At 73.7% G+C, this 20,935-nt stretch carries 4 protein-coding genes (1 of these 4 running past the window's edge); all 4 read right to left on the bottom strand.

Features of this window, described 5'->3' with window-relative positions; all coding sequences use genetic code 11:
- Window positions 1–3 precede the first annotated feature (3 nt).
- Tightly spaced (each overlapping or abutting the next), the 4 genes in view from F6W97_RS25475 to F6W97_RS25460 form a layout consistent with a single transcriptional unit that may run on beyond the window.
- On the bottom strand, window positions 4–1,245 hold the full coding sequence (locus tag F6W97_RS25475; RefSeq protein WP_155372906.1) for a hydroxymethylglutaryl-CoA synthase family protein: 1,242 nt from the start codon (window positions 1,243–1,245) through the stop codon (window positions 4–6).
- Window positions 1,242–1,505: a phosphopantetheine-binding protein gene (locus F6W97_RS25470; protein WP_155372905.1), complete on the bottom strand. Its 264-nt coding sequence runs from the start codon at window positions 1,503–1,505 to the stop codon at window positions 1,242–1,244. Before F6W97_RS25470 ends, F6W97_RS25475 begins: the two co-directional genes overlap by 4 nt.
- Entirely contained in the window at window positions 1,489–2,469 is a 981-nt protein-coding gene (locus F6W97_RS25465) for an LnmK family bifunctional acyltransferase/decarboxylase (protein WP_155372904.1), read from the bottom strand. The genes F6W97_RS25470 and F6W97_RS25465 overlap by 17 nt, the downstream gene beginning before the upstream one ends.
- On the bottom strand, window positions 2,466–20,935 hold the 3' portion of the coding sequence (locus tag F6W97_RS25460; RefSeq protein ID WP_155372903.1) for an SDR family NAD(P)-dependent oxidoreductase. 2,929 nt of this gene lie beyond the right edge of the window; 18,470 of the gene's 21,399 nt are visible here — the last part of the coding sequence; its start codon lies beyond the right edge, outside the window; its stop codon occupies window positions 2,466–2,468. Before F6W97_RS25460 ends, F6W97_RS25465 begins: the two co-directional genes overlap by 4 nt.

Here is a 20,935-nt window from a genome sequence, read left to right as displayed (position 1 = left end):
CTCCTAAACCCACTCGTACTTGCGATGGAAGGCTTCGACGCCGCGCAGCGCCAGCAGCGGCCCCCGCTCGGCGCTCGCCTCGAAGAAGCGCTTGTACCGGGCGATCTCGACCTCGCGGTCGGGCACCGGCACGAGGCACTGCTTGTTCTCCTCGAGCATTTCGGCGTACTCGGCGAAGGTCAGCGGCAGGCGGGCGGCCAGGTGCTCGGCGATGCGCATGCGCGCCAGTTCGTCGCGCGAACCCTGGTCGATCAGCCCGCTGAAGAACTCCGACGCGCAGCCCGAGCCGTAGGAGAACATCCCGACCCTGGCCCCGTCGGTGTAGGGCGCGTTGTCGATGAGGCTGCACAGCGCCAGGTAGACGGCTCCGGAGCACAGGTTGCCGACCAGGCTCGGATAGCGCAGCGACGGCATCACCCGGGCCGCGAAGTCGGCGTCGACCTCCTCGACCGAGGCCCGTGCCTGCTCGCGCATCAGCTTGCGGTGCCCGGCCTTGACCAGCCCGGCGAACGGCGTGTGCAGCGCCAGGTAATCGAACGTCGTGGCGAAGTCGACGTCGTCGACCTTGGTGCGGTAGTCGGCGAACGTCTGCGACAGGCAGTCGAGGTAGGCGAACAGGGAGGCGTCGACGTCGGCGATGTCGAAGTCGGGACCGGGCCGGGCCGAGTCCAGCGTCTCGTAGCTGTACGTGCCGAACGCGCCCAGGTCGAAGGCCATCACCCGGGGCTGGTCGCTGATCAGCATCGCCGCGGCGCCGTGGCCGGTGGCCGGTTCGGCGTACCCGGCCCGTGCGTCGACCATGGCCACGTCCGTCGCGATGACCAGCGCCCTGGCTCCGGGCGACACGCCGGAGGACACGTACGCGGCGGCCAGCTGCACCGCCGCGGTGGCCGCGTAGCAGGCCTGCTTGGCCTCGAACACGCGGCAGTGCCGGCTGAGCCCGAGCAGGTCGTGCACGTAGGAGCTGATGGACTTGCTGTAGTCGACGCCCGACTCGCTGGACGTGATCAGGATTTCGATGCTGTCGCGTTCGGCGTCGCCGAGCCCGCGGACGATGGGCAGCGCCGCGTTGACGGCGTTGGTCACCGGGTCCTCGCAGGGCAGCGCGATCGACCGCGACTCCATCATCAGGTGGTCGAGCCGCTGCCGGTCCAGGCCCCTGCCGTCGAACAGGGCCGGCACGGGCAGCTGGGCCAGCCCGCAGAAGACGTTGATCGCTTCGATGCCGATGCCGGTCAGGCTCATCGCCGCTTCCTCTCCCGTACGAAGTCGATCAGTGCGCCGATGTCGGGTATCGCGCTGAAGCTGCTCATCGGCTCGTTCAGGCCGCACCGCTCGATGAGCAGCATGATGATCTCGACGCGGTCGACCGAGTCCGCGCCGAGATCCATCAGGTGGATGTCCTCACGGATCTGATCGGGCGTGACCAGCGGCAGGATGGCCGTGATCGTCTCGGTGACCAGGATGGCGATCTTCTCCCGGTCCGGTTCAGCGACGTTCGACATGGCTGCCCTCCGAGCGGATGTGAAGCGTGCAAACCGCCAGGACCCGGTCGGTGGCGCTGTCCTCGATCACGGCGTTGAACATCTCCTCGGCCGGGTCGTGCTCGGCCCGCCACGAGCGCATCGTGATCCGCAACCGGGTGTCCACATCGGCGTTACCGAGGTAGCACAGCTTCTGGTCGTGAACCACCCGGTCCAGGAACGACCGGTCACTGCGGCCAAGCTCGCGCCACAGCCCGAGCAGCGCGCCGTCGACGATGGAGAAATAGGACGCGAAGTACAGCAGCCCGACGCCGTTGACGTCACGGGAGATGTCGATCCGGTAGTCGGTGCGGTGCTCGCCGACCACCTCGCGCCAGCCGGGCTGCTGCGGGTCGTGGAAGGTCAGCTGCTGCCGGGCCCGGCTGTAGACCAGGCGCGGAGAGTACTGCGCCGGCAGTTGCGGCAGGTGCTCGTGCCGGAACCCGACCGGGGCCGCGGCGACCAGGCCCTCGTTGCTGCCGTCCCGGCCGCGCGAGACCCAGCGGTTGAAGTTCTGCACGTACAGGCAGTCGGCGCGAGGCGCGTCGTAGAACTCGTACGGTTCGAAGCCCGCGTCCGGGTCGGCCTCGTAGTCGGGCCCGACCTGGCGCAGCCGGTGCAGGGTGAGCACCGACTCGCTGCCGAACCCGAAGACGCGGGAGACGACCTCGACCCGGTGCCCGAAGCTCAGCGAGCGCGGGTGCAGGGCGTCGCCCGCCCGGACGTGGAAGTAGTAGAACGACAGGTAGGTCGGCTGCCCGGCGGCGTTGTACGCGTTGAACGCGTCGGCCTCGCACAGCTCGCTGACCGTCTCCCAGGTCCAGTCGCCGAGCTGGCCGTAGAACAGCGAGTTGTGCCCGCACATGCCGGGCTTGATCGTGACCAGTCGGCATACCGACCCGTCGGCCGACCGCCACACCTGCGGATGGATCAACGTAGTGGTCATGCGCGGGGCTCCGTCTCCTCGTGCTCGGCCAGGTAGGCGGCGATCAGCTCGTTGAGCGTGTCGGGGTCGGTCAGCATCGGGAAGTGGCCCGCCTCGATCTGCTCGAAGCGCGCGTGCGGAATGCTGCCGTGCAGCAGGTGGGCTGTCTTCATCGGGATCACGGTGTCGTGGCGGCCCTGGATGATCAGGGTGGGTACGGCGATGTCGGCCAGCCGGGACAGCAGGTTGGGCTGCCCGGCGAAGACGTCCAGGTAGCGCAGCCCGGTCTGCGGGTCCATGCTTTCGCAGCGCAGCAGCTGCTGCTCCAGGTGCCGCCGGCGGTCCTCGTCGAGGTTGGTCGACCCCGCCGCGGCGAGCCGGTCGAAGTCCTCGCGCATCACGACGTCGAGTCGGTTGACCTCGTTGGAGCGGTTGCCCGACTTGTAGGAGCTGCAGATCAGCGTCAGCGAGGCGGTCTCCTGCGGGTAGCGCAGCGCGAACGCCTGCGCGGTCAGCCCGCCGAACGACGCGCCGCCCACGTGCACCGGCCAGCTGACGCCGAGTTCGCGCAGCGCGGCGTGGTGCATCTCGGCCAGCCCGTTGAGGGTCAGGTCGGCCGAGGCGTTGGTGGCGCCGACGCCCGGGGCGTGCACGACGACCACCTGGCAGTGCTGCGCGAGTCCGGCGAACTGCTCGGCGAACAGTCCCGCCCCGATGTTGAACGGGTGCACCAGCAGCAGGGTCGGTCCGGCGCCCGCGGTGAAGACCTCGACCTCGCCCGGGTACGGGTCGTGGCCCGACAGGCGCAGCAGGCGCCGCTGGACCCGGGCGCCGGATTCGGCCAGCACCGCCTCGTTGTCGTCGCGGGCCCGCGCGCCCTCGCGCAGCGCGTTTCGGATGTCACGGGGCACGACGTGGGCCGGGTGGTAGACCGCGGTGGCGGGCGGCGCGGACGGGTCGACGGGGATCAGCTCGACCGGGTCGTCGGCCCGGTGCCAGGCGGCCACGATGCGTTTGCCGATCCGCCGGCCGTCGCCCGGTGCCGTGCCCACCGGGACGGCGAGCCGGACCAGGGCGTGCCTGCCCGCGGCCAGGTGCGGGCCGCCGCGTACGCCGGTCTGGGTGTAGAGCCAGGCCAGGAAGGACGGCACCGGATGCTCCATGGCGGCGAAGCGGGGCATCCGGGCCACGTCGAGCAGCACGCAGTGCCCGCCCGGGGACCCGACGACCGGCAGGCCGTCGGCCGCGAGCTGGACGTACAGCGACTTGACGGTCGCCATGCGCTTGCCGACCTGGGCGGCGACCGCGTCCGCGTCGGCCAGCACGGTCGCGATCAGGGCCCGTCCGGCGCGGTTGACCAGGTGGCCCTTCGTGCTGGTGTGTTCGCGCAGCCGGTCGGCCAGCGCCTGGCCTCGCGCGGCGACCAGGCCGCCGAAGTCGAGGCCGAAGTCCTTGGACAGGCTCATCGTGACCGCGTCGGCGGTGGCCAGCAGGTCGCCGACGACCTTCCACACGCCGCGGCCCTGCTGGCCGCGCTCGTTGGCGACGATGAACGCGGCGTTCTCCACGACGCGGGTGGCGTCCAGGACCAGCGGCACACCGGCCTCGCGCAGCACGCCGGCGACCTCGCGCAGGTTGCGCAGTGAGACCGGGTGCCCGCCGTGGGCGTTGTTGCTCAGCTCCAGGCACACCATCGACACCTGGCCCGGTCGCTGCGCCAGCGCCGAACGCAGCTGCGCCACGTCGAGGTCGTGGAAGACCTCGTCCTCGGCCGGGGGTTCCTGGTTCAGCGCGACGGGCTGGAAGCCGGATTCGGCCAGGCTCATCAGCCAGGTGGGGAACAGCCCGTTGTGCAGCACGGTCGCCGGTGGCGCGGGCCAGCTCTGGCACAGCAGGTGTTCGGCGGTCCGCCCCGACGGCGTCGGGACGACCTGGGCGAAGTCCAGCCAGGCCGGGGCCGGCGGGGCGGTCGCCGGGCCATGCCCGTTCAGTTGCGCCATGCGCTGCGCCACAGCCGGGGTGGACAGCTCCGCCCAGGAGTCGGTGATCAGGTCGTACTCCACCGCGTCCGCGGCCAGGGTGACGGGGTTGTGACCGGCTGCGGCGAGCACCGCCGACCGGCCGGCGACATCCGCCGTAACCGGCGGCGCGGAGGTGCCGGAAGCCGAAGCCGTGCGACCGGAGACCGCCGAGGCGGCCGGCGACGGCGCGGCGGCCAGGGCGAGGGTCGACGGCGCGGCGACCGCGCGGGTCGGGGCTGCGGAAGCCGGGACCGGCGACGTGGCGGCGGGTGAGGATGTCGCCGCCCCGGGCGCGACGACGGCGGTGACCGGCGCGGAGCCCAGCTCCTCCGGCACCACCGTGCCGAGGTCGGGGTTGGCGATCATCAGGATGATGTCGGCGACCGGGGTGGCCCGGTCGTCGTCGGGCTGGCAGAGGTAGATCGGCAGGTTGGTCGGCCGGAACTTGTTCTTGAACTGGAAGTTGCCCTCCCCGAACACGCCTACCGAACGCAGCTCCGACATGCCCTGCGCCACCTCCGGGGCGGCGTTGGGCGACTCGACCGTCTGCACGCCGAAGCTCGCCCCGAAGCTGAACATCTCCACGCCCTCGGCCAGCAGCTGCTCGATGATCCGCACGATCGCGAACTCGAGCCCGCCCAGCGGCGCCTCCTCGGGATAGAACTCCAGGTCCAGCAGGTACGCCGGTTCGGAGGGCAGCTTCGTGACGATGATCGCGCTGCACAGCGTGTCGTCGACGTGGGTCAGGAACATGCGGTGGCGGGCCGCCAGCCGCCCCTGGCCGAGTTCGGCGGCCACGACCGCCACGTACGGGTTGACCATCTGCTTCGAGTCGCCCCAGCGGCCCATCAGCTCGACGATCTGCGCGTCGGTCTGCGGCGAGGCGCCCACGGCGTACTCCTCGACGCGGCACGCACCCGACGACTGGAACTTGCCCACCATGTAGCGCAGCCGCTGCATACGGCTGCCGGACAGGGTGAACGAGCCCAGGTCCTCCAGCCGCTGGATCGCGCCGAACGGCGTGGCGGTGTAGTCGACGCCCGCCACCTGCTCGATACGTTCCATCGACAGGAAGTTGGGCCGCAGCCGGTGCCGGTCGGCGTAGGCGACGTACTGCTCGACCAGGACGGGCAGGTATTCGCGCGAGCCGACGTAGCTCCAGGCGAACAGGACGTCGTCGCGCCGGGAGAAGTTGAAGTAGCCCTCCCGTTCGGCCCCGAGGAATATCAGCGGGGCGATGTCGCGTCCGGCCAGGCCGCCTTCCTTGGCCCAGCGGCTGTCCAGGGTCGCGACCAGTTCGGCCAGCTCCGGATACTCCGGCAGGCTGCGTTTGCGCACGATGGCGCACCCGCCCGCGGGCGGTGGGGCCGCCGGGGTGAGCGCGACGCCGTCGGCGCTGCCCGCCGAGCCGGCCTCGGCCAGGTCGGCGGCCTCGGCCAGGCGGGCCACCGCGCCGGACCCGTACTGCTCGATCAGGTGACCGGCCAGCTGCGGCATCGTCGGGTGGTCGAACAGCAGCGTCTTGCGCAACGCGCCGAACCGCTTCTCCAGCACGCTCACGCTGCGCAGCATGTCGAACGAGGTCAGCCCGCCGTCGGCGAGACCGGCGTCGGCGGGCAGCGCCCGGCCGGCCACCGTGGACAGCAGCCTGGCCAGGTGCGCCTGCGCCGCGGCGTGATCGCCCCCGGTCGTGGGCCCGGCGACGGGGGCCGCCGCGGGTGCGGCCGGGGCAGGACGCACGGCGGGTGCGGGCGGCGGGGTGAGGGCAGGTGTGGGCAGCGCCTCGGCGGCCGGTGCAGGCTCCGGCACGGCGGGCGCCGGGTCGGGTACGGCAGGTGCGGCCTGCGGCGAGGCGGCGATCGCGGCCAGCACCTCCCTGGTGAGCTCGGCGACGGTGTCGAAGTCGTACAGCTCCGAGGCCTTCAGCTCCAGCCCGTAGGCGGTGTTGATGCGGCGTACCAGTTCCATGCGGAAGATCGAGTCCAGGCCGATGCCGGTGAAGGAGCTGGTCGGCGTGATCGATTCGGCGGGGAGATCGAGCACCTCGGCCAGGCTGTCCCGGATCAGGCCGTCGACCTCGGCCGCGCCGGCCGCACCGCCGCGAGCGTCGGCGTCGGGCTCCCGATGGCTCGCCGGTGCCGTAGCGGGCGCGGTGGTCTGCGGCTGCTCGGGTGCTGTCGGCGTGGTTTCGCCGCCGGCTTCGCGGGGCGGCGACGCGGCGCTGCCTGGCCGCGCTGCCAGGGTGAGACCGCCTCGGCCGCGCGCCGGGGCCGCGGCCAGCCGGATCTTCTCGCCTGCCGGGCGGCGACGGTCGGTGACCTGCGTGCCCCCGGCTGCCGCAGATCCCGGTGACGGGAGTGCCGCAGCCGCGGACGGCCCGGTCACGGCCGCGGACGGCTGGACCGCAGCCTCCTTGGCGACGGTCGCCGCAGCGACAGGGGCCGGAGCGACAGCGGCCTGAGCAGTCGCCGCCTGAGCAACGGAAGCCTGAGCAGCAGGAGCCTGAGCGACGGCGGCCTGGGCCGCGGGCACCTTGAACCAGTGGCGCACCTTGGTGAACGGGACGCCGGGCAGCGACATGAGCCGCGGACGCTGGTCTGCCCAGAGCAGCTCCCATTCCACCAGCGCGCCGTTGACCCACGCCTCGGCGAGGTCGGCGGCGTCGGCGTCGGGTTCGGCCGGTGGGGCCGCCTCGTCGGCGGTAGCCTGCAGGAAGAGCGTGTCGCCGCCGGGCAGGTCACGCGCCGCCGCCGACAGCGCCTCGACCAGCCGCTGCGCGTCGGGGGCGAGCACGGCCAGCCGCTCACGGTAGGCCTCACGACCGGTCTGCAGGGTGTACGCGATGCGGCTCAGGTCGGCGTCCGGGTTGTCCTTCACGAACCCGGCCAGGTTCGCCGCGTAGCCGCGCAGCGTGTCCAGGCGGGGAGCGGACAGCACGAACAGGTGCGACGCGACCGACGGCGTCGCGGGCGTCGCGGGCCCGTCGACCGGCGGGGCGGCGTAGTCCTCCAGCACCACGTGCGCGTTGGAGCCGCCGAATCCGAACGAGCTCACCCCGGCCCGGCGTACCCGGACGCCGTGCTCGGTCGCTCCGGTCCACGCACCGCCCTGGTTTTGAATGAAGAACGGCGTGCCCTCCAGCCGCAGGTACGGGTTGAGCTCCTGGAAGTGCAGCATGGGCGGCAACTGCTCGTGCTTGAGGCACAGCAGCACCTTGAGCACCCCGGCGATGCCCGCCGCGGACTCCAGGTGGCCGACGTTCGTCTTCACCGAGCCCAGCCCGATGTGCGGCCGCTGCGGCCTGGCCAGCCCGGCGGTGGTGTACAGGTGGTCGAAGGCGCGCTTGAGCCCCTCGACCTCGACCGGGTCGCCCAGCGACGTGCCGGTGCCGTGCGTCTCGATGTAGGTGACGGTGCTCGGGTCGACCCCGGCCCGCTCGTACGCCTGGATCAGCACCTGCGACTGGGCTTCGGGATTCGGGGCGGTCAGCGAGGTGGAGCGCCCGCCGTGGTTGACCGCGCTGGCCCGCAGCACCGCATAGACGGCGTCGCCGTCACGTTCGGCGTGGTCGAGCCGCTTGAGCAGCACCGCCCCGGCGCCCTCGCCGCGTACGTAACCGTCGGCGGACTTGTCGAACGTCTTGCACCGCCCGTCGGCGGCCAGCATGCCCGACTTCACGAACGCGACGAACAGACCCGGGCTGAGGGTGACGTTGACGCCGCCCGCGATGGCCAGGTCGCAGTCGCCGTCGAGGATGGCGCGGGCGGCACGGTGGATCGCCACCAGGGCGCTGGAACAGGCGGTGTCCATCGCCTCGCTGGGCCCGCGCAGGTCCAGCAGGCGCGACACGCGGTTGGCCAGGATCGAGTGGGACAGCCCGGTCGCGGTGTGCGCCTGCACGTCGACCCCGTTGCGGTGCAGCAGGTCGAGGTAGTCCGAGGTGGACACGCCCGCGAACAGGCCGGTGCGGCTGCCCGCCAGCGCGCTGGGGCGGTATCCGGCGTCCTCCACGGCCCGCCAGGTGACCTCCAGGAACAGCCGCTGCTGCGGGTCCATCAGGGCGGCCTCGGCGGCGGAGATGCCGAAGAACGCGGCGTCGAAGTCCGCCACGCCGTCGACGAAGCCGCCACTGACGTCCCGGGTCCTGGTGTCGGACAGCAGATCGTGGCGATCGGCGGGCACCGGCCGGACGAGGTGGTCACCGGCCATCAGGTGCTGCCAGAACTCGTCGAGGTCGGCCGAGCCCGGCAGCAGCCCGGCCATCCCGATCACGGCGATGGGCGTGGTGCCGTGGTCACGGACCCGGACGGCCGGTGCGGCGGCGGGCTCGGTCACCGCGGCCGGCACGACCTCGGCAACCGGCACGGCGATCGGCGTCACCTCCGCAACCGGCACGGCGATCGGCGTCACCTCGGCAACCGCCGCGACGGGCGCGGCGGCCGCAACCGCCGGGGTGACCTCCGGTGCGTGGTGCTCGCACAGGTAGCGGGCGAACGCCTCCAGGTTCGGGCACTCGAACAGCACGGTCGGCAGCAGGGCCAGTCCGTAGCTGTCGTTGACGGCGTTGACGAGCTGCGTCAGCGAGATGGAGTCGAACCCCTGCTCGAACAGCTCCGCCCGCAGGTCCACTTCGGCCGGCTCGACCAGCAGGAAACCCGCGGCGATGCGCCGCAGTTCAGCTTCGACGGCGGCCCGGGTCTGCGGCTCGCCGCTCACCGTCACCGCCGGTACGGGTGCCGGTACGGGCGGCGGGGCCGCCTGCTCGCCTGCGCCCTCGACGGCCAGCAGCACCGGCTCGGCACTGGCGACCGCCTGGCAGAACACGCGCAGCGCCAGCTCGGTGCGCATGGGCACCATGTTCCAGCGCTGGGCGAACATGCGCCGGGTTCCCTCGTCGACCGCCATGCCGCCGTCCTGCCACAGCGGCCAGCCGATCGACACCGTCCGGCCGTGCCGGAGGCCCTGGGCGACCCGCTGTTGCCGGTCGACGGCGAGCTGGTTGAGGAACGCGTTGGCGTACGCGTAGTCGGCCTGGCCGATGTTGCCCGTCTCGCCGACGATCGACGAGAACAGCACGAAGAAGTCCAGCGGGGACTCGCCGACGGCCTCGTCGAGCAGCAGGGCTCCGGTGAGTTTCGGCGCGAGCACCTGCTCGATGTCGGCGCGGTCCTTGCGCGCGGCCAGGCCGTCGCGCAGCACCCCGGCCGCGTGGACGATGCCGTGGATCGGGCCGTGGCGTTCGGTGGTCCGGGCGACGAGCTGCCGCACCTGTGCCGGGTCGGTGATGTCGGCCTGCGCCCAGTGCACCTGGACGCCGTCGCCGGTCAGCCGGTCCATGCGGGTGCGGGCCTGCTCGCCGGGCCCGCTCCGGCTGACCAGTACGAGGTCGAGGGGCCCGGCGTTGCGGGCGAGGAACTCGGCGACGTGCAGGCCGAGCGCCCCGGTGCCGCCGGTGACGAGGTAGGTGCCACCCGGCCGCATCGGCAGCTCGCCGGGTTCGCCGGTGGTACGCGGCGTGAACTGTTCCAGTGTGCGGAGCAGGCGGTCGCCGTCGCGGTAGGCGATCTCGGTGATCGCGGACCCGGTGTCGGACAGCTCGACGGCGACGGCGGCGGCCAGGTCGTCCGGGCTGGGTGCCGCGACCCGCAGCACGGTGCCGCGCAAGCCGCTGTGCTCCAGGGCGAGGGTCTTCATGAGCCCGCTCATCGCCGCGTGCTGTGGCTGGGCATGCCCGCCGTGCTCGGCGCAGGCGAACACCGCCCGCAGCGGTGTGGCCGGGCCGCGTGACAGCAGCGCGGTGGCCGACCACAGGAACGGGTAGAAACCGGTGTCCAGGGCCCGGTCCAGGCCGGCGGCGTCCAGCGGGGCGGTCGCGGGCAGGTGGACGATCGCGTCGGGCACGATCCCCTGCGCCTGCCACTGCTCCACCAGCCGCCGGTGGTCCTCGCGGCTACTCGCCGGTGCGGGCAGGACCCGTACGTCGTGTTCGGTCAGCCGCTTGGTCAGCGCGGTGATCAGGGCGGGGTCGTCGCCGTAGACGGCTACCGTGCGCGGCAGCGCGCCGCCCTTGGCCAGGGGCGCTCGTTCCCATCCGGGACGCAGGTAGCGGCAGGAGGTCGGCGCGCCGGTGTCGCGGCGGGCGGCCCGCAGCGCCGGGGCGACCCGTACCGCCGCCGACCGGACCAGGATCTGCCCGTCGTCGCCGACGAGTAGCACGTCGAAGAACCGGCTGCCGTCGGGAGCGTGGCCTGCCGCCTCGCGTACCAGGGCCCAGCACGGTCCGGCTGCCGGCTCGTACGCGGTGATCTTCTCGCATCCGACAGGCAGGTAAGTCCCCTCCCCCGCGACGACGGCCGCGATGACCTGCAGGGCTCCGTCGGCCAGTGCCGGGTCGAACAGGGCTCCGGCGGCGGGCGCGACCGGGGCCAGCCGCGCCAGCGCCTCGCCGTCGCCGCGCCACAGCTCGCGTACCACGCGCATGCCCGGCCCGTAGTCCAGACCGCCGCGGGCGAAGCCGGTGTAGAAGGCCTCGACGTCGGCGGCTATGGCGCACCGCCGCCGCGCCGCGGCCAGGTCGGCCCGTTCGGCTGGGGCCGCGGTCGCGGACGCCACCCGTCCCCGGGCCACCACGGTGTGCTGCGCGTCGTCCGCCTGGACCTCGAACGACGTGCCCGGCCCGGCGTGGGTGAGCGTCACGGTCGCCGCCACGGCGGTGCCGTCGAGGATCATCGGGGCGGGCCATGACACGTCCTGCAGCGTGATCGGGCCGCCTGCGCCTTGGTAGGCGGCGCCCACCAGGTCCAGGGCGGCGACGCCGGGCAGCCAGCGGGCGCCGCCGACGCGGTGGTCGCTCAGGTGCGGGCCCGTGCCGAGAGCCACCCGCACCTGCTGCTCGGCCGGTGCGTTCGCCTGCTGCGGTGCCGATGCCAGTGCCGGTGCCGGTGCCGAGGTGAAGGCCGGTGCCGTGGTCGCGTCGTCGTCGAGCCAGTAGCGGCGGCGGTCGAACGGGTACGCCGGCAGCGCCACCCGGCGCGGGCGGGGCTGCGGCCACCAGCCGCTCCAGTCGACCTTCACCCCGGCGACCCAGATCCTGGCCAGCTTGGCCAGCTGCCGGCGGGCCAGCAGCGAGCCGACGAAGTCGACGCCGTCGTCGCCGGACAGCAGGGACCGGCTGGCCTCGTCGCGGCCCACGGTTCCGCCGACGACCTGCGCGACGTCCTCGCCCCGGGCGTAGGCGCGCAGGCGGTCGCGCAGCTCGCCGACGTCGGTGGCGAGCACCGCGACCCGTTCGGCCATGTCCTTGCGCCCGACCTGGCTGGTGTATGCCAGCCGGCGCAGGTCCACATCGGCGGTGGGCCGGTCGAGCAGGTCAGCGACGTCGGCGGCGGACTGCCTGAGCTGCTCGGGGGTGCGGGCGGAGAGCAGGAACAGCTGTTCTTCGCCCGCGCGGTCGGTGTCGGCGTCGTCTGGCCGCATGTATTCCTCCAGCATCACGTGGGCGTTGGCGCCGCCCGCGCCGAACGAGCTGACTCCGGCGCGGCGCGGCAGCGGCCGTCCCGTGCGATCGGTCGGCTGCGGCCAGGCCGCGAGTTCGCGCGGCGGGTAGAACGGCGAGTCGCCGAAGTCGATCCGCGGGTTGAGCGTCTGCAGGTTCACGCAGGGGGTGACCGTCGCGTGGTGCAGGTGCAGCAGCGCCCGGGTGAACCCGGCGATGCCGGCCGCGCCCTCCAGGTGCCCGATGTTGGCCTTGACCGACGACACGGCGCACCGTTCGGGCGCGTCCCCGAGGTCGTCGAAGGCCCGGATCAGGCTGGACACCTCGATCGGGTCGCCGAGGCTGGTGCCGGTGCCGTGCGCCTCGATGTAGCCGACGGACCGGGGCTCCACCCCGGACCGGCGTACGGCCTCGGCGATGAGCTCGGCCTGGGCGTTGGGGTTGGGCACGGTGTACCCGCCGGTCTTGCCGCCGGCGTTGACGAGGCTGCCCTTGATCACGGCGATGATGTCGTCGCCGTCGCGCTCGGCGTCGGCCAGCGGCTTGAGCAGCACAGCCCCGACGCCTTCGCCGGGGACGAACCCGTCGGCGCGTTCGTCGAACACCTTGCAGGCGCCGTCGGCCGACAGCATGTTCAGGCCGGACAGGGCGACGTGGTGCGACGGGTGCAGCACCAGGTTGACGCCGCCCGCGATGGCCATCCGGCACTCGCCGCGGCGCAGGCTCTCGCAGGCCAGGTGGATGGCGGTGAGCGACGACGAGCACGCCGAGTCGACGGCGAAGCTCGGGCCGCGCAGGTCGAAGTGGTACGACACGCGGTTGGCCACCGACCAGTAGGCCGAGTGCGCCCCGGCGAGCTTGCCCCTGGCCCAGCCCGCGGCGGCCATCCGACCGTACGAGCCGTACATGACCCCGGCGAACACGCCGGTCATCGGCTCATGGGTGGTGTCGCCGAGATATCCGGCCCGGTCGAGCAGGTTCCAGCAGTTCTCCAGGAACAGCCGCTCCTGCGGGTCGATGTCGGCGGCGTCGCGGGGCAGGATCTGGAAGAACGGCGCGTCGAACTGGTCGACGCCGTCCATGAAGCCCGCCCACTTGCTGCAGCTGCGCTGCGGCGTGCCCTTCTGCGGGTCGTAGTGGGGACGCCAGTCCCACCGGTCCGGCGGGACCTCCCGGATGCTGGCGACGCCCCCGGACAGGTTGGCCCAGAACTCGTCGATGTCCGCCGCGCCCGGGTAGCGGCCGCTCACGCCGATGACGGCGATGTCGCCGCCGGTCGTCTCCCGTGGTTTCTCCACGACCCGGACCGGCCCGGCCGCCGCGACGGGCGTCGCCTCCTGCGGCGCGACGGGTCCCAGCACCGCGGCCAACCGCGCCGACCGGGTACGGGCCAGGTGCCCGGCCAGCTGCGCGATGGTGAGTTGCTCGAACAGCAGCGTCGCCGGCAGCTCGCCCAGATCCTGCTCCAGCCGGTACACGATGTTCTGGCTGAGCAGCGAGTCGACGCCGTAGACGTCGAACGTCGACTCGTCGTCCAGTTCGGATGCGGAGAACCTGAGCACCTCGGCGAAGATCCGCCGTACGTACGCGCGTGCCGCCGCGTCGCCGACCTCGCCGGTGTGCCCGCCGGCCGCCGCTCGCGGCTGCGCGACCGGTACCGGCTGCGCGGCCGGTGCGGGTTGACTGTCACCGGGACGGTCGAAGACGCCCAGGCGTGCCAGGCCGGACCGGTCTGCCTTGATCACGACTGCCTGCCCGAGCCGCCGGGCGAGCACCTGTTCGAAGGCCGCCATGGCCTCGGCCGGTTCGAGCGAGTCGACACCGAACTGTCCCATCCGCTGCTTGTGGTGGTCCTGGGCGGCCAGGCCGACGCTGCCCCAGTAGCCCCAGTTGACGGCCACCGCCGGCACGCCCCGCGCACGCAGGTGGTGGGCGTAGGCGTCCTGGAAGGTGCTGGCCGCCGCGTAGTTGGCCTGACCGGCCGCGTCCGTGAACGACACCGCCGAGGAGAACAGCGCCAGGAAGTCGAGCGGTTCGTCGCGCAGGGCCTGCGCGAACGCGGCCGTCCCGGCGGCCTTGGGCCCGTACACCGCGCCGAACGTGTCGGCGCCCAGGTTGGCCAGCGTCCTGTCCCGCAGCACACCCGCCGCATGCACAGCGCCGTTGACGGGTCCAAACCTGGCGCGGGCCGCCTCGACGGCTCGGCGCAGCTGCTCGAGGTCCACGGCATCGGCCTGTAGGTAGATCGCCTCGCCGCCCAGGGCGTGCAGCTCGTCGAGTCGCTGCTGCACCTCGGCGTCCAGCGGCCGGCGGCCGATGAGCGCGAGGCGGGCGGCGGCGGTGCGGGCCAGGTGGCGGCCCACGGCCATGCCCAGCCCGCCGGTGCCGCCGAGGATGACGTAGCAGCCGCCCCGCCGCCACAGCGACCCGTCCCCGGGTGCCGGTCCATCCAGAGGTGCCAGGCCGTTCAGGGATGCCAGGCCGTTCGAGGCCGACGGGCCGTCCGCGGGCAGCGGGCCGTTCGAGGTCGGCGGGCCGTCCGCGGGCAGCGGGCTCAGGCCGCGTGTCCAGCGGTGGCCGTCGCGCAGCGCGACCAGGCGGGTGTCGGCCGGCTCGGCGTACAGCGCGGCGGCGAGTTCGGACGCACTCCACGGCTGCGACCCGACGTCGACGCAGCCGACGGACCAGCGTGGCAGCTCGGCGGCGATGCTGGCGCACAGGCCGAGCACCCCTGCCGCGTGCGGCTGTGCCGCCTCCCCCTCGGCGACCGTGACGGCGCCGGCGATCACGGCCTTGAGGGTGACCGAGCGGTGCGCCCCGTCCCGGGCGAGCAGCCGCCGCACCAGGCTGAGCAGCGCCGCCGCGCTCTGGTCGTCCTCCGGCGGGCCGACCGGGCCGGTCTCGCACAGGAAGTAGGCGATGTCCGGCACGTCGCCGTCGGGGCCCAGGTCGGCGTCGGACCCGTGGTAGGCGACCGCGACCGCGTCCGGGCCGTGTGCGGCCGCCAACGCGTCGGCGAGCGCCTGCCCGCCCGGCGGGTGCCAGATCACGGCGCGGCCCCGTGCGCCGTCGGCGGTCACGGTCGGGAGCTGACGCCACTGCGGCACGTACAGCAGGCTCGCCGGGTCGCGCGGCGCGGGCAGCGGGCGCAGTGCCACGCCGTCGAGCCGTACGCACACCCGCCCGTCGGCGTCGCAGGCGGTGACCGTGTACGTGCCCTCGGCGTCACGGCGCACGTGGGCGTAGCGGGCCTGCGCCGGGGCGCGTTGCACGGTGACGGCGGCGACCGCGAACGGCACCAGGGTCTCGGCGCGCTCCTGCGCGGTCAGCGCGGCGATGACCTGCAGGGCCGCGTCCAGCTGTGCCGTGTCACGGACCCAGGGGTCGGCCGGGGCGGGCGCGTCCAGGACGCCGAGCGCCTCGCCGTCGCCGACCAGCACGTGCTGGATGCGCCGCAGCGCGGGCCCGTAGGACAGCCCGGCGGCGGTAAGGGAGTCGTACAGCTGTCGGCCGTCGCGGCGGGCCGGGCAGCGTGCGGTGAGCTTCCCGAGGTCGACGGTCTCGGCGGGGGCGTCGGCGGCCTGGCGCAGCGAGCCGCGTACCAGCGGTTCGGTCTCGCCCTGGATGGTCAGGTCGAACGGCCAGACGCCGTCCGGGCCGGGCTTTCCGCCCAGCACGAGCGCGCGGGGGCGGGTCAGCTCGCACGGCCGCAGCCAGCGCACGCCGGTCAGCCGCAGCGGACCGGCGATCCCGCGTGCGGCGGCGGCGTCGATCGCCAGCGCCACGCTCGCCATGCCGGGCAGCAGCGGGGTGCCGCCCATGACGTGGTCGGCGGCCAGCACGTGATCGGGGCCGATGCGCCGGGGCTGCGCCGAGCCCGGTGCCTGCACCCGGTGGTGCTCGCGGGCGAACGGGTAGGGCGGCAGCGGGATGCGGCGACCGCCCGCGACGTGCGGGGTCCAGTCCGGGGAGTCGCCGCGCAGGTATGCCTGGGCCAGCGCCGCCAGCTCCGGAGTCGCCGTCGGGACGAGGTTCGCGGCTTGCCCGGCGGCCAGCGCACGCAGCTGGGTGACCAGCTCGTCGCGGTCGGCGGCGAGCAGCGCGGCGCGGGCCGACAGGTGGGTCCGGCCGATGCTGAGGGTGTAGGCGATGTCGCGCAGGCGGTGCTCGCCGGCGGCGACGGCGGCGGCGAGCGCGGCGGCGACGGCGGGCAGTTCCTGCTCGGTGCGGGCCGAGACCGGCAGCAGGAACAGGTCCGGCCCGGCCTGCTCGACCGGTGCGCGCTCCGGTGCTTCGGCGAGCACGACGTGGCAGTTGGTGCCGCTGAAGCCGAAGCTGCTGACCGCCCCGACCCGGGCCCCGCCCGGTCCGGCCGCCCACGGCTGCAGTTCGCGTACGACGAACAGCGGGCTGTCGGCCAGGTCGAGTTTCGGGTTGGCGGCGTCGAAGCCGGGCAGCGGGGGCAGCTGGCGGTGGCGCAGCGCCAGCACCGTCTTGATCAGTCCGGCGATCCCGGCGGCGGTGGTGGTGTGGCCGATGTTCGCCTTCGCCGACCCCAGGCCGCAGAACGCCCGCCGGCTCGCCGTGCCGAGCACCTCGTTGAGGGCCTTGACCTCGATCGGGTCGCCGAGGTGGGTGCCCGTGCCGTGTGCTTCGAGGTAGCCGAGGTCGTCTGCGGCGATACCCGCCCGCTGGTGCACCTCGTGCAGCAGCCGGGCCTGCGACGCCGCGCTCGGCGCGGTGATGCCGTTGGTGCGGCCGTCGCCGTTGACGCCGCTGGCCCTGATCACGGCGTGTACGTGGTCGCCGTCGGCCAGCGCGCGGCGCAGGCTCTTGAGCACGACGACCCCGACGCCCTCGCCGAGCACGATGCCGTCGGCGCTGTCGCTGAACGGCGCGGACCGGCCGGTCGGCGAGAGCATCCCCACCCGGCTCGTCCACACCTGCATCTGCGGGGTGTTCATCAGCGCCACCCCGCCCGCCAGGGCCAGGTCGCACTCGCCGGAGCGGATCGCCTGGCAGGCCAGGTGGACGGCGACCAGCGACGACGAGCACGCGGTGTCGACGGTCATGGTGGGTCCACGCAGGTCGAGCAGGTACGCGATGCGCGCGGCGAGGATGGCGACGTTGTTGCCGAGGAACGCCTGGCCGGTGTCGCCCAGGCCCGCCTCGCGCAGCAGGTACGAGTAGTCCCCGGCGCTGGCTCCGACGTAGACGCCGGTGCGCGGCGCGGCGCCGGTCACGGCGTAGCCCGCGTCCTCCAGCGCGGCCCAGGCCTGCTGCAGGAACTGCCGCTGCTGCGGGTCCATGGCCTCGGCTTCGACCGGTGACATGTGGAAGAACCGGGGGTCGAACAGGTCCACGTCCGACAGCAGCGCGGCCCATTTGCTGTACGACCGGTCCTCGGCGCGGCGGTCGGGGTCGAAGTAGCTCGACCGCTCCCAGCGGGCGTCGGGCACCTCGGTGACACTGCACCGGCCCTCGGCGATGTTCGCCCAGTACTGGTCGAGGTCGTCGGCGTCGGGGAACCGCCCGGCCATGCCGATCACGGCGATCGGCTCGTCGGTCACGGCGGAGGGTGCACGGTCGGCGCGCACGTCGGCGGGCGCGGTGACGGCCACGGGTGCGACGGCGTGCACCGGCCGGGCCGCGGGCGTGCCCAGCGGCCGCAGCGCCACCATCCCAGGCGGTGCGGCGGCCGGCGTCGGAAGCGCGGCACGTTCCGGCTGGGCCGGCCCGGCGACGGCCCGCAGCGCGACGGCGACGGGCGGAGCCGGTTCGGCAACGGCCGGGCGCGCCGTGGCGCCGACCGGCATCGGCTCGGCGACGACCGGCGGCGCAGCGCTGACGGGTGGCATCGGCTCGGCGGCGGTCGGCGGCGCAGCGGCGACAGTGTCGACCGGTGGCATGGGGGCGGTGGCGTCGGCGTGGGCGAGTGCCGACGCGTGCAGCAAGCCGGCCTGGGCGTGGATGTCCTGCGCGTGCTCGGCCAGGCGCGGGATCGTCGGGTGGTCGTAGACGGCCACCGAGTCGATGTCGAGGCCGAAGCGGCGGTTCAGGTCGCGGACGATCTCGACCGCGCCGATGGAGTCCACGCCCATCTCGTTGAAGCTCAGCTTGGCGTCGATCTCGCCCGGCTCGGCGTAGAGGATCGCGCACAGGGAAGCGACGATGGTGCGCCGCAGGTCCTCGTCGGCCAGCGCGGGACGCTGCGCAGGCACGGGAGGGGCCGCCGTCACGGCGACGGCTGCGGGCCGTGGTGCCCGGTCGGCGGCGGGCACCACCACCGGCTGCGGCTGCGGCTGCGGGTGCGGCTGCGGCTGCGGCTGCGGCTGCGGCTGCGGGGAGTCGAAGTCGCGTACCTTGCGGAAGTGCTCCTGCACCCGCTGCATGGACTCGTCGCCGAGCACCTGCTCGTGCATCCGCGCCTCGCGCCGCACGATGTCGGGCAGCTGCGCGAGCAGCCTGCCGGCCAGCTCCTGTTTCAGTACGGCGACCGCGGCGGCGGGCTTGTCGGCGATGGACTTGGCGAGGTCCAGCGCCGTGGCCAGCACCTGGTCGGCGGGCACGACGGGCACGGTCGCGCCGCGCCGGGCGAGCTCGTCGCCCGCGTAGCTGCGGCCGGTCAGGAACATCTCGGTGGCCAGCGAGCGGCCGAACCGGTTCTCGAGGATGTGGGTGGCGCCCATGCCGGGGGTGAAGCCGTAGGTCATGAAGTTCGCGCCGTAGCTGCCGTCGGCGGACAGCACCACCAGGTCGGCGTACAGCCCGAAGGCCAGGCCGCCGCCTGAGGCGCGCCCGCGCAGGGCCGCGATCACCGGCCGGGTGCAGCGCAGCAGGCCCTCGTAGACGAAGGGCGTGTCGGTGAACCGGGTCTCCCGGGCGGCCAGCTGCTCCAGCGCCTGCGGCGTCGCGCCGAGGCTGAACACGGTCTCGGTGCCGGTCAGCACGACGGCCCGGATGTCGGCGCGGGTCTCGATCTCGGCGAAGGTCGCCTCCAGCCCGTGCATCAGGCCCGCGCTGAACATGCTGTCCCGCAGCGTGACCAGGGCGATGCCGTGCTGCAGCAGGCTGAGTTCGACCTCGGTGCCGTGGTACGGCTCGACGGCGCGCGCGATGGCCGGGGCGGCGGGCTCGGCCGGGGCCGGGGTGGCAGCCGCGAGCCGGGCCGGGGCGGCGGTGTCGGCGGGGGCCGGGGTGGCGGCCACGAGCCGGGCCGGGGCGGCGATGTCGGCACCGGCCCGCCAGGCGCCGAGCCAGTAGCGCTCCTCGCGCATCGGCGGCGTGGGCAGCGGCAGCCGCCGCCGGCCGTGCCCGGCCGGGTAGCACTGCGCCCAGGGCACGTCGGCCCCGGCCGCCCACGCGGCGGCGAGTTCGTCGAGCCTGCCCTGCTGCCACAGCCGCAGGCAGTCCTGCGGTGTCGCCGTCGCCGGGGCGGCGGCCCGCCAGTGCCGCCCCGGCGCGGGTGCTTCGCCGCCCAGGAAGGCGGTCAGCCCTTGGCACAGCTGCGGCAGGTCGGTGACCACCAGCGCCATGCGCGTGTTCAGCTGGGTACGCCCGACCTGCAGGGTGTAGGCCAGGTCGACCGGTGACGGGCCGGCGTCGGCCGAGGCCACCTGCCGGGCGAGTTCGGCGATCGAGACGCCCAGCGGCGGGGTGACGCCGGCGGTGGGCTGGTTCGCCCGCACGGTCTGCCAGATGGCGGCCAGCCCGGCCAGGTCCACGCCCAGGTCGGCGAGTGTCTCGGCCGGGTCGACGGCGTCCGCGGGCACGCCGAGCACGTCGGCGGTCGCGCTGACGATCTGGTGGCGTACCTCGGCCTCGGCGCTCGGCCCGGCGCCGTCCACCGCGGCCAGCAACTGCGAGGCGTAGCGGCGCAGCGTGTCGTCGTCGCGGGCCGACAGGACGACCACGGCCGGGCCCGTCTGCGGCACGGGCGCGGGGTTGCGGAACTCCTCGACGACGACGTGGGCGTTGGCGCCGCCCGCGCCGAAGGCGCTGATCCCGGCCAGGCGGGTGCGGCCGTCGGCAGGCTCCGGCCAGGCCCGCAGTTCGTGCTGGATGGCGAACGGGGTTCCGGCGAGGTCGATGTTCGGGTTCAGCTCAGCGGCATGCAGCGACGGCACCAGCTGCGCGTGGTGCAGCTGCAGCAGTGTCTTGGTCAGGCCCGCGACACCGGCGGCGCTCTCCAGGTGGCCGATGTTGGACTTCACCGACCCGATCGCACACGATCCGGGCAGGGCCTGCCCGTTGAGTTCGAAGGCCTTGCGCAGGCCGTCGATCTCGATGGGGTCGCCGAGCGCGGTTCCGGTGCCGTGCGCCTCGATGTAGCCGATGCTGCTGGGATTGATGCCGGCCAGGTCGAGCGCGCCGCGTACGAGCGCCGCCTGGGACACCGGGCTGGGCACGGTGAACCCGCTGGTGCGGCCGGTGTGGTTGACGCAGGTCGCTCTGATGATCCCGTAGATGTGGTCGCCGTCGGCGCGCGCCCGCGACAGTGGCTTGAGCAGCACCGCGCCGACCCCTTCGCCCGGCACGTAGCCGCTGCCGCCCTTGCCGAAGCTGCGGCAGCGTCCGTCCTCGGACAGGAAGCGGCCCTGCGCGAGCTGCAGGTACTTCTGCGGGTGCACGCTGACGTTCACACCGCCCGCCAGCGCCATGTCGCACTCGCCGCGGCGCAGGCTCTCCACCGCCAGGTGCACGGCCGTCAGCGACGAGGAGCAGGCCGTGTCGACGGCCATGCTGGGCCCGGTCAGGTTCAGCGTGTAGGAGACCCGGTTGGCGATGGCGGCGTGCATCGCGGTGGGCAGCACGCCGTCGGCGGCGCTGTCGACCAGCTGGTAGTGGTTCCACATGACGCCGACGAACACCCCGACGGCGGTCTGCGCCAGCTGCGCGGAGGGGTAGCCGGCCGACTCCAGCGTCTGCCAGCAGGTCCGCAGGTACAGCCGCTCCTGCGGGTCCATGCGTT

Origin of the sequence: Catellatospora vulcania (assembly GCF_009720385.1) — a bacterium.
Classification (GTDB): domain Bacteria; phylum Actinomycetota; class Actinomycetes; order Mycobacteriales; family Micromonosporaceae; genus Catellatospora; species Catellatospora vulcania.
Note: the sequence above shows the minus strand (reverse complement) of the source record. Positions and strands in the feature narration are given on the sequence as shown.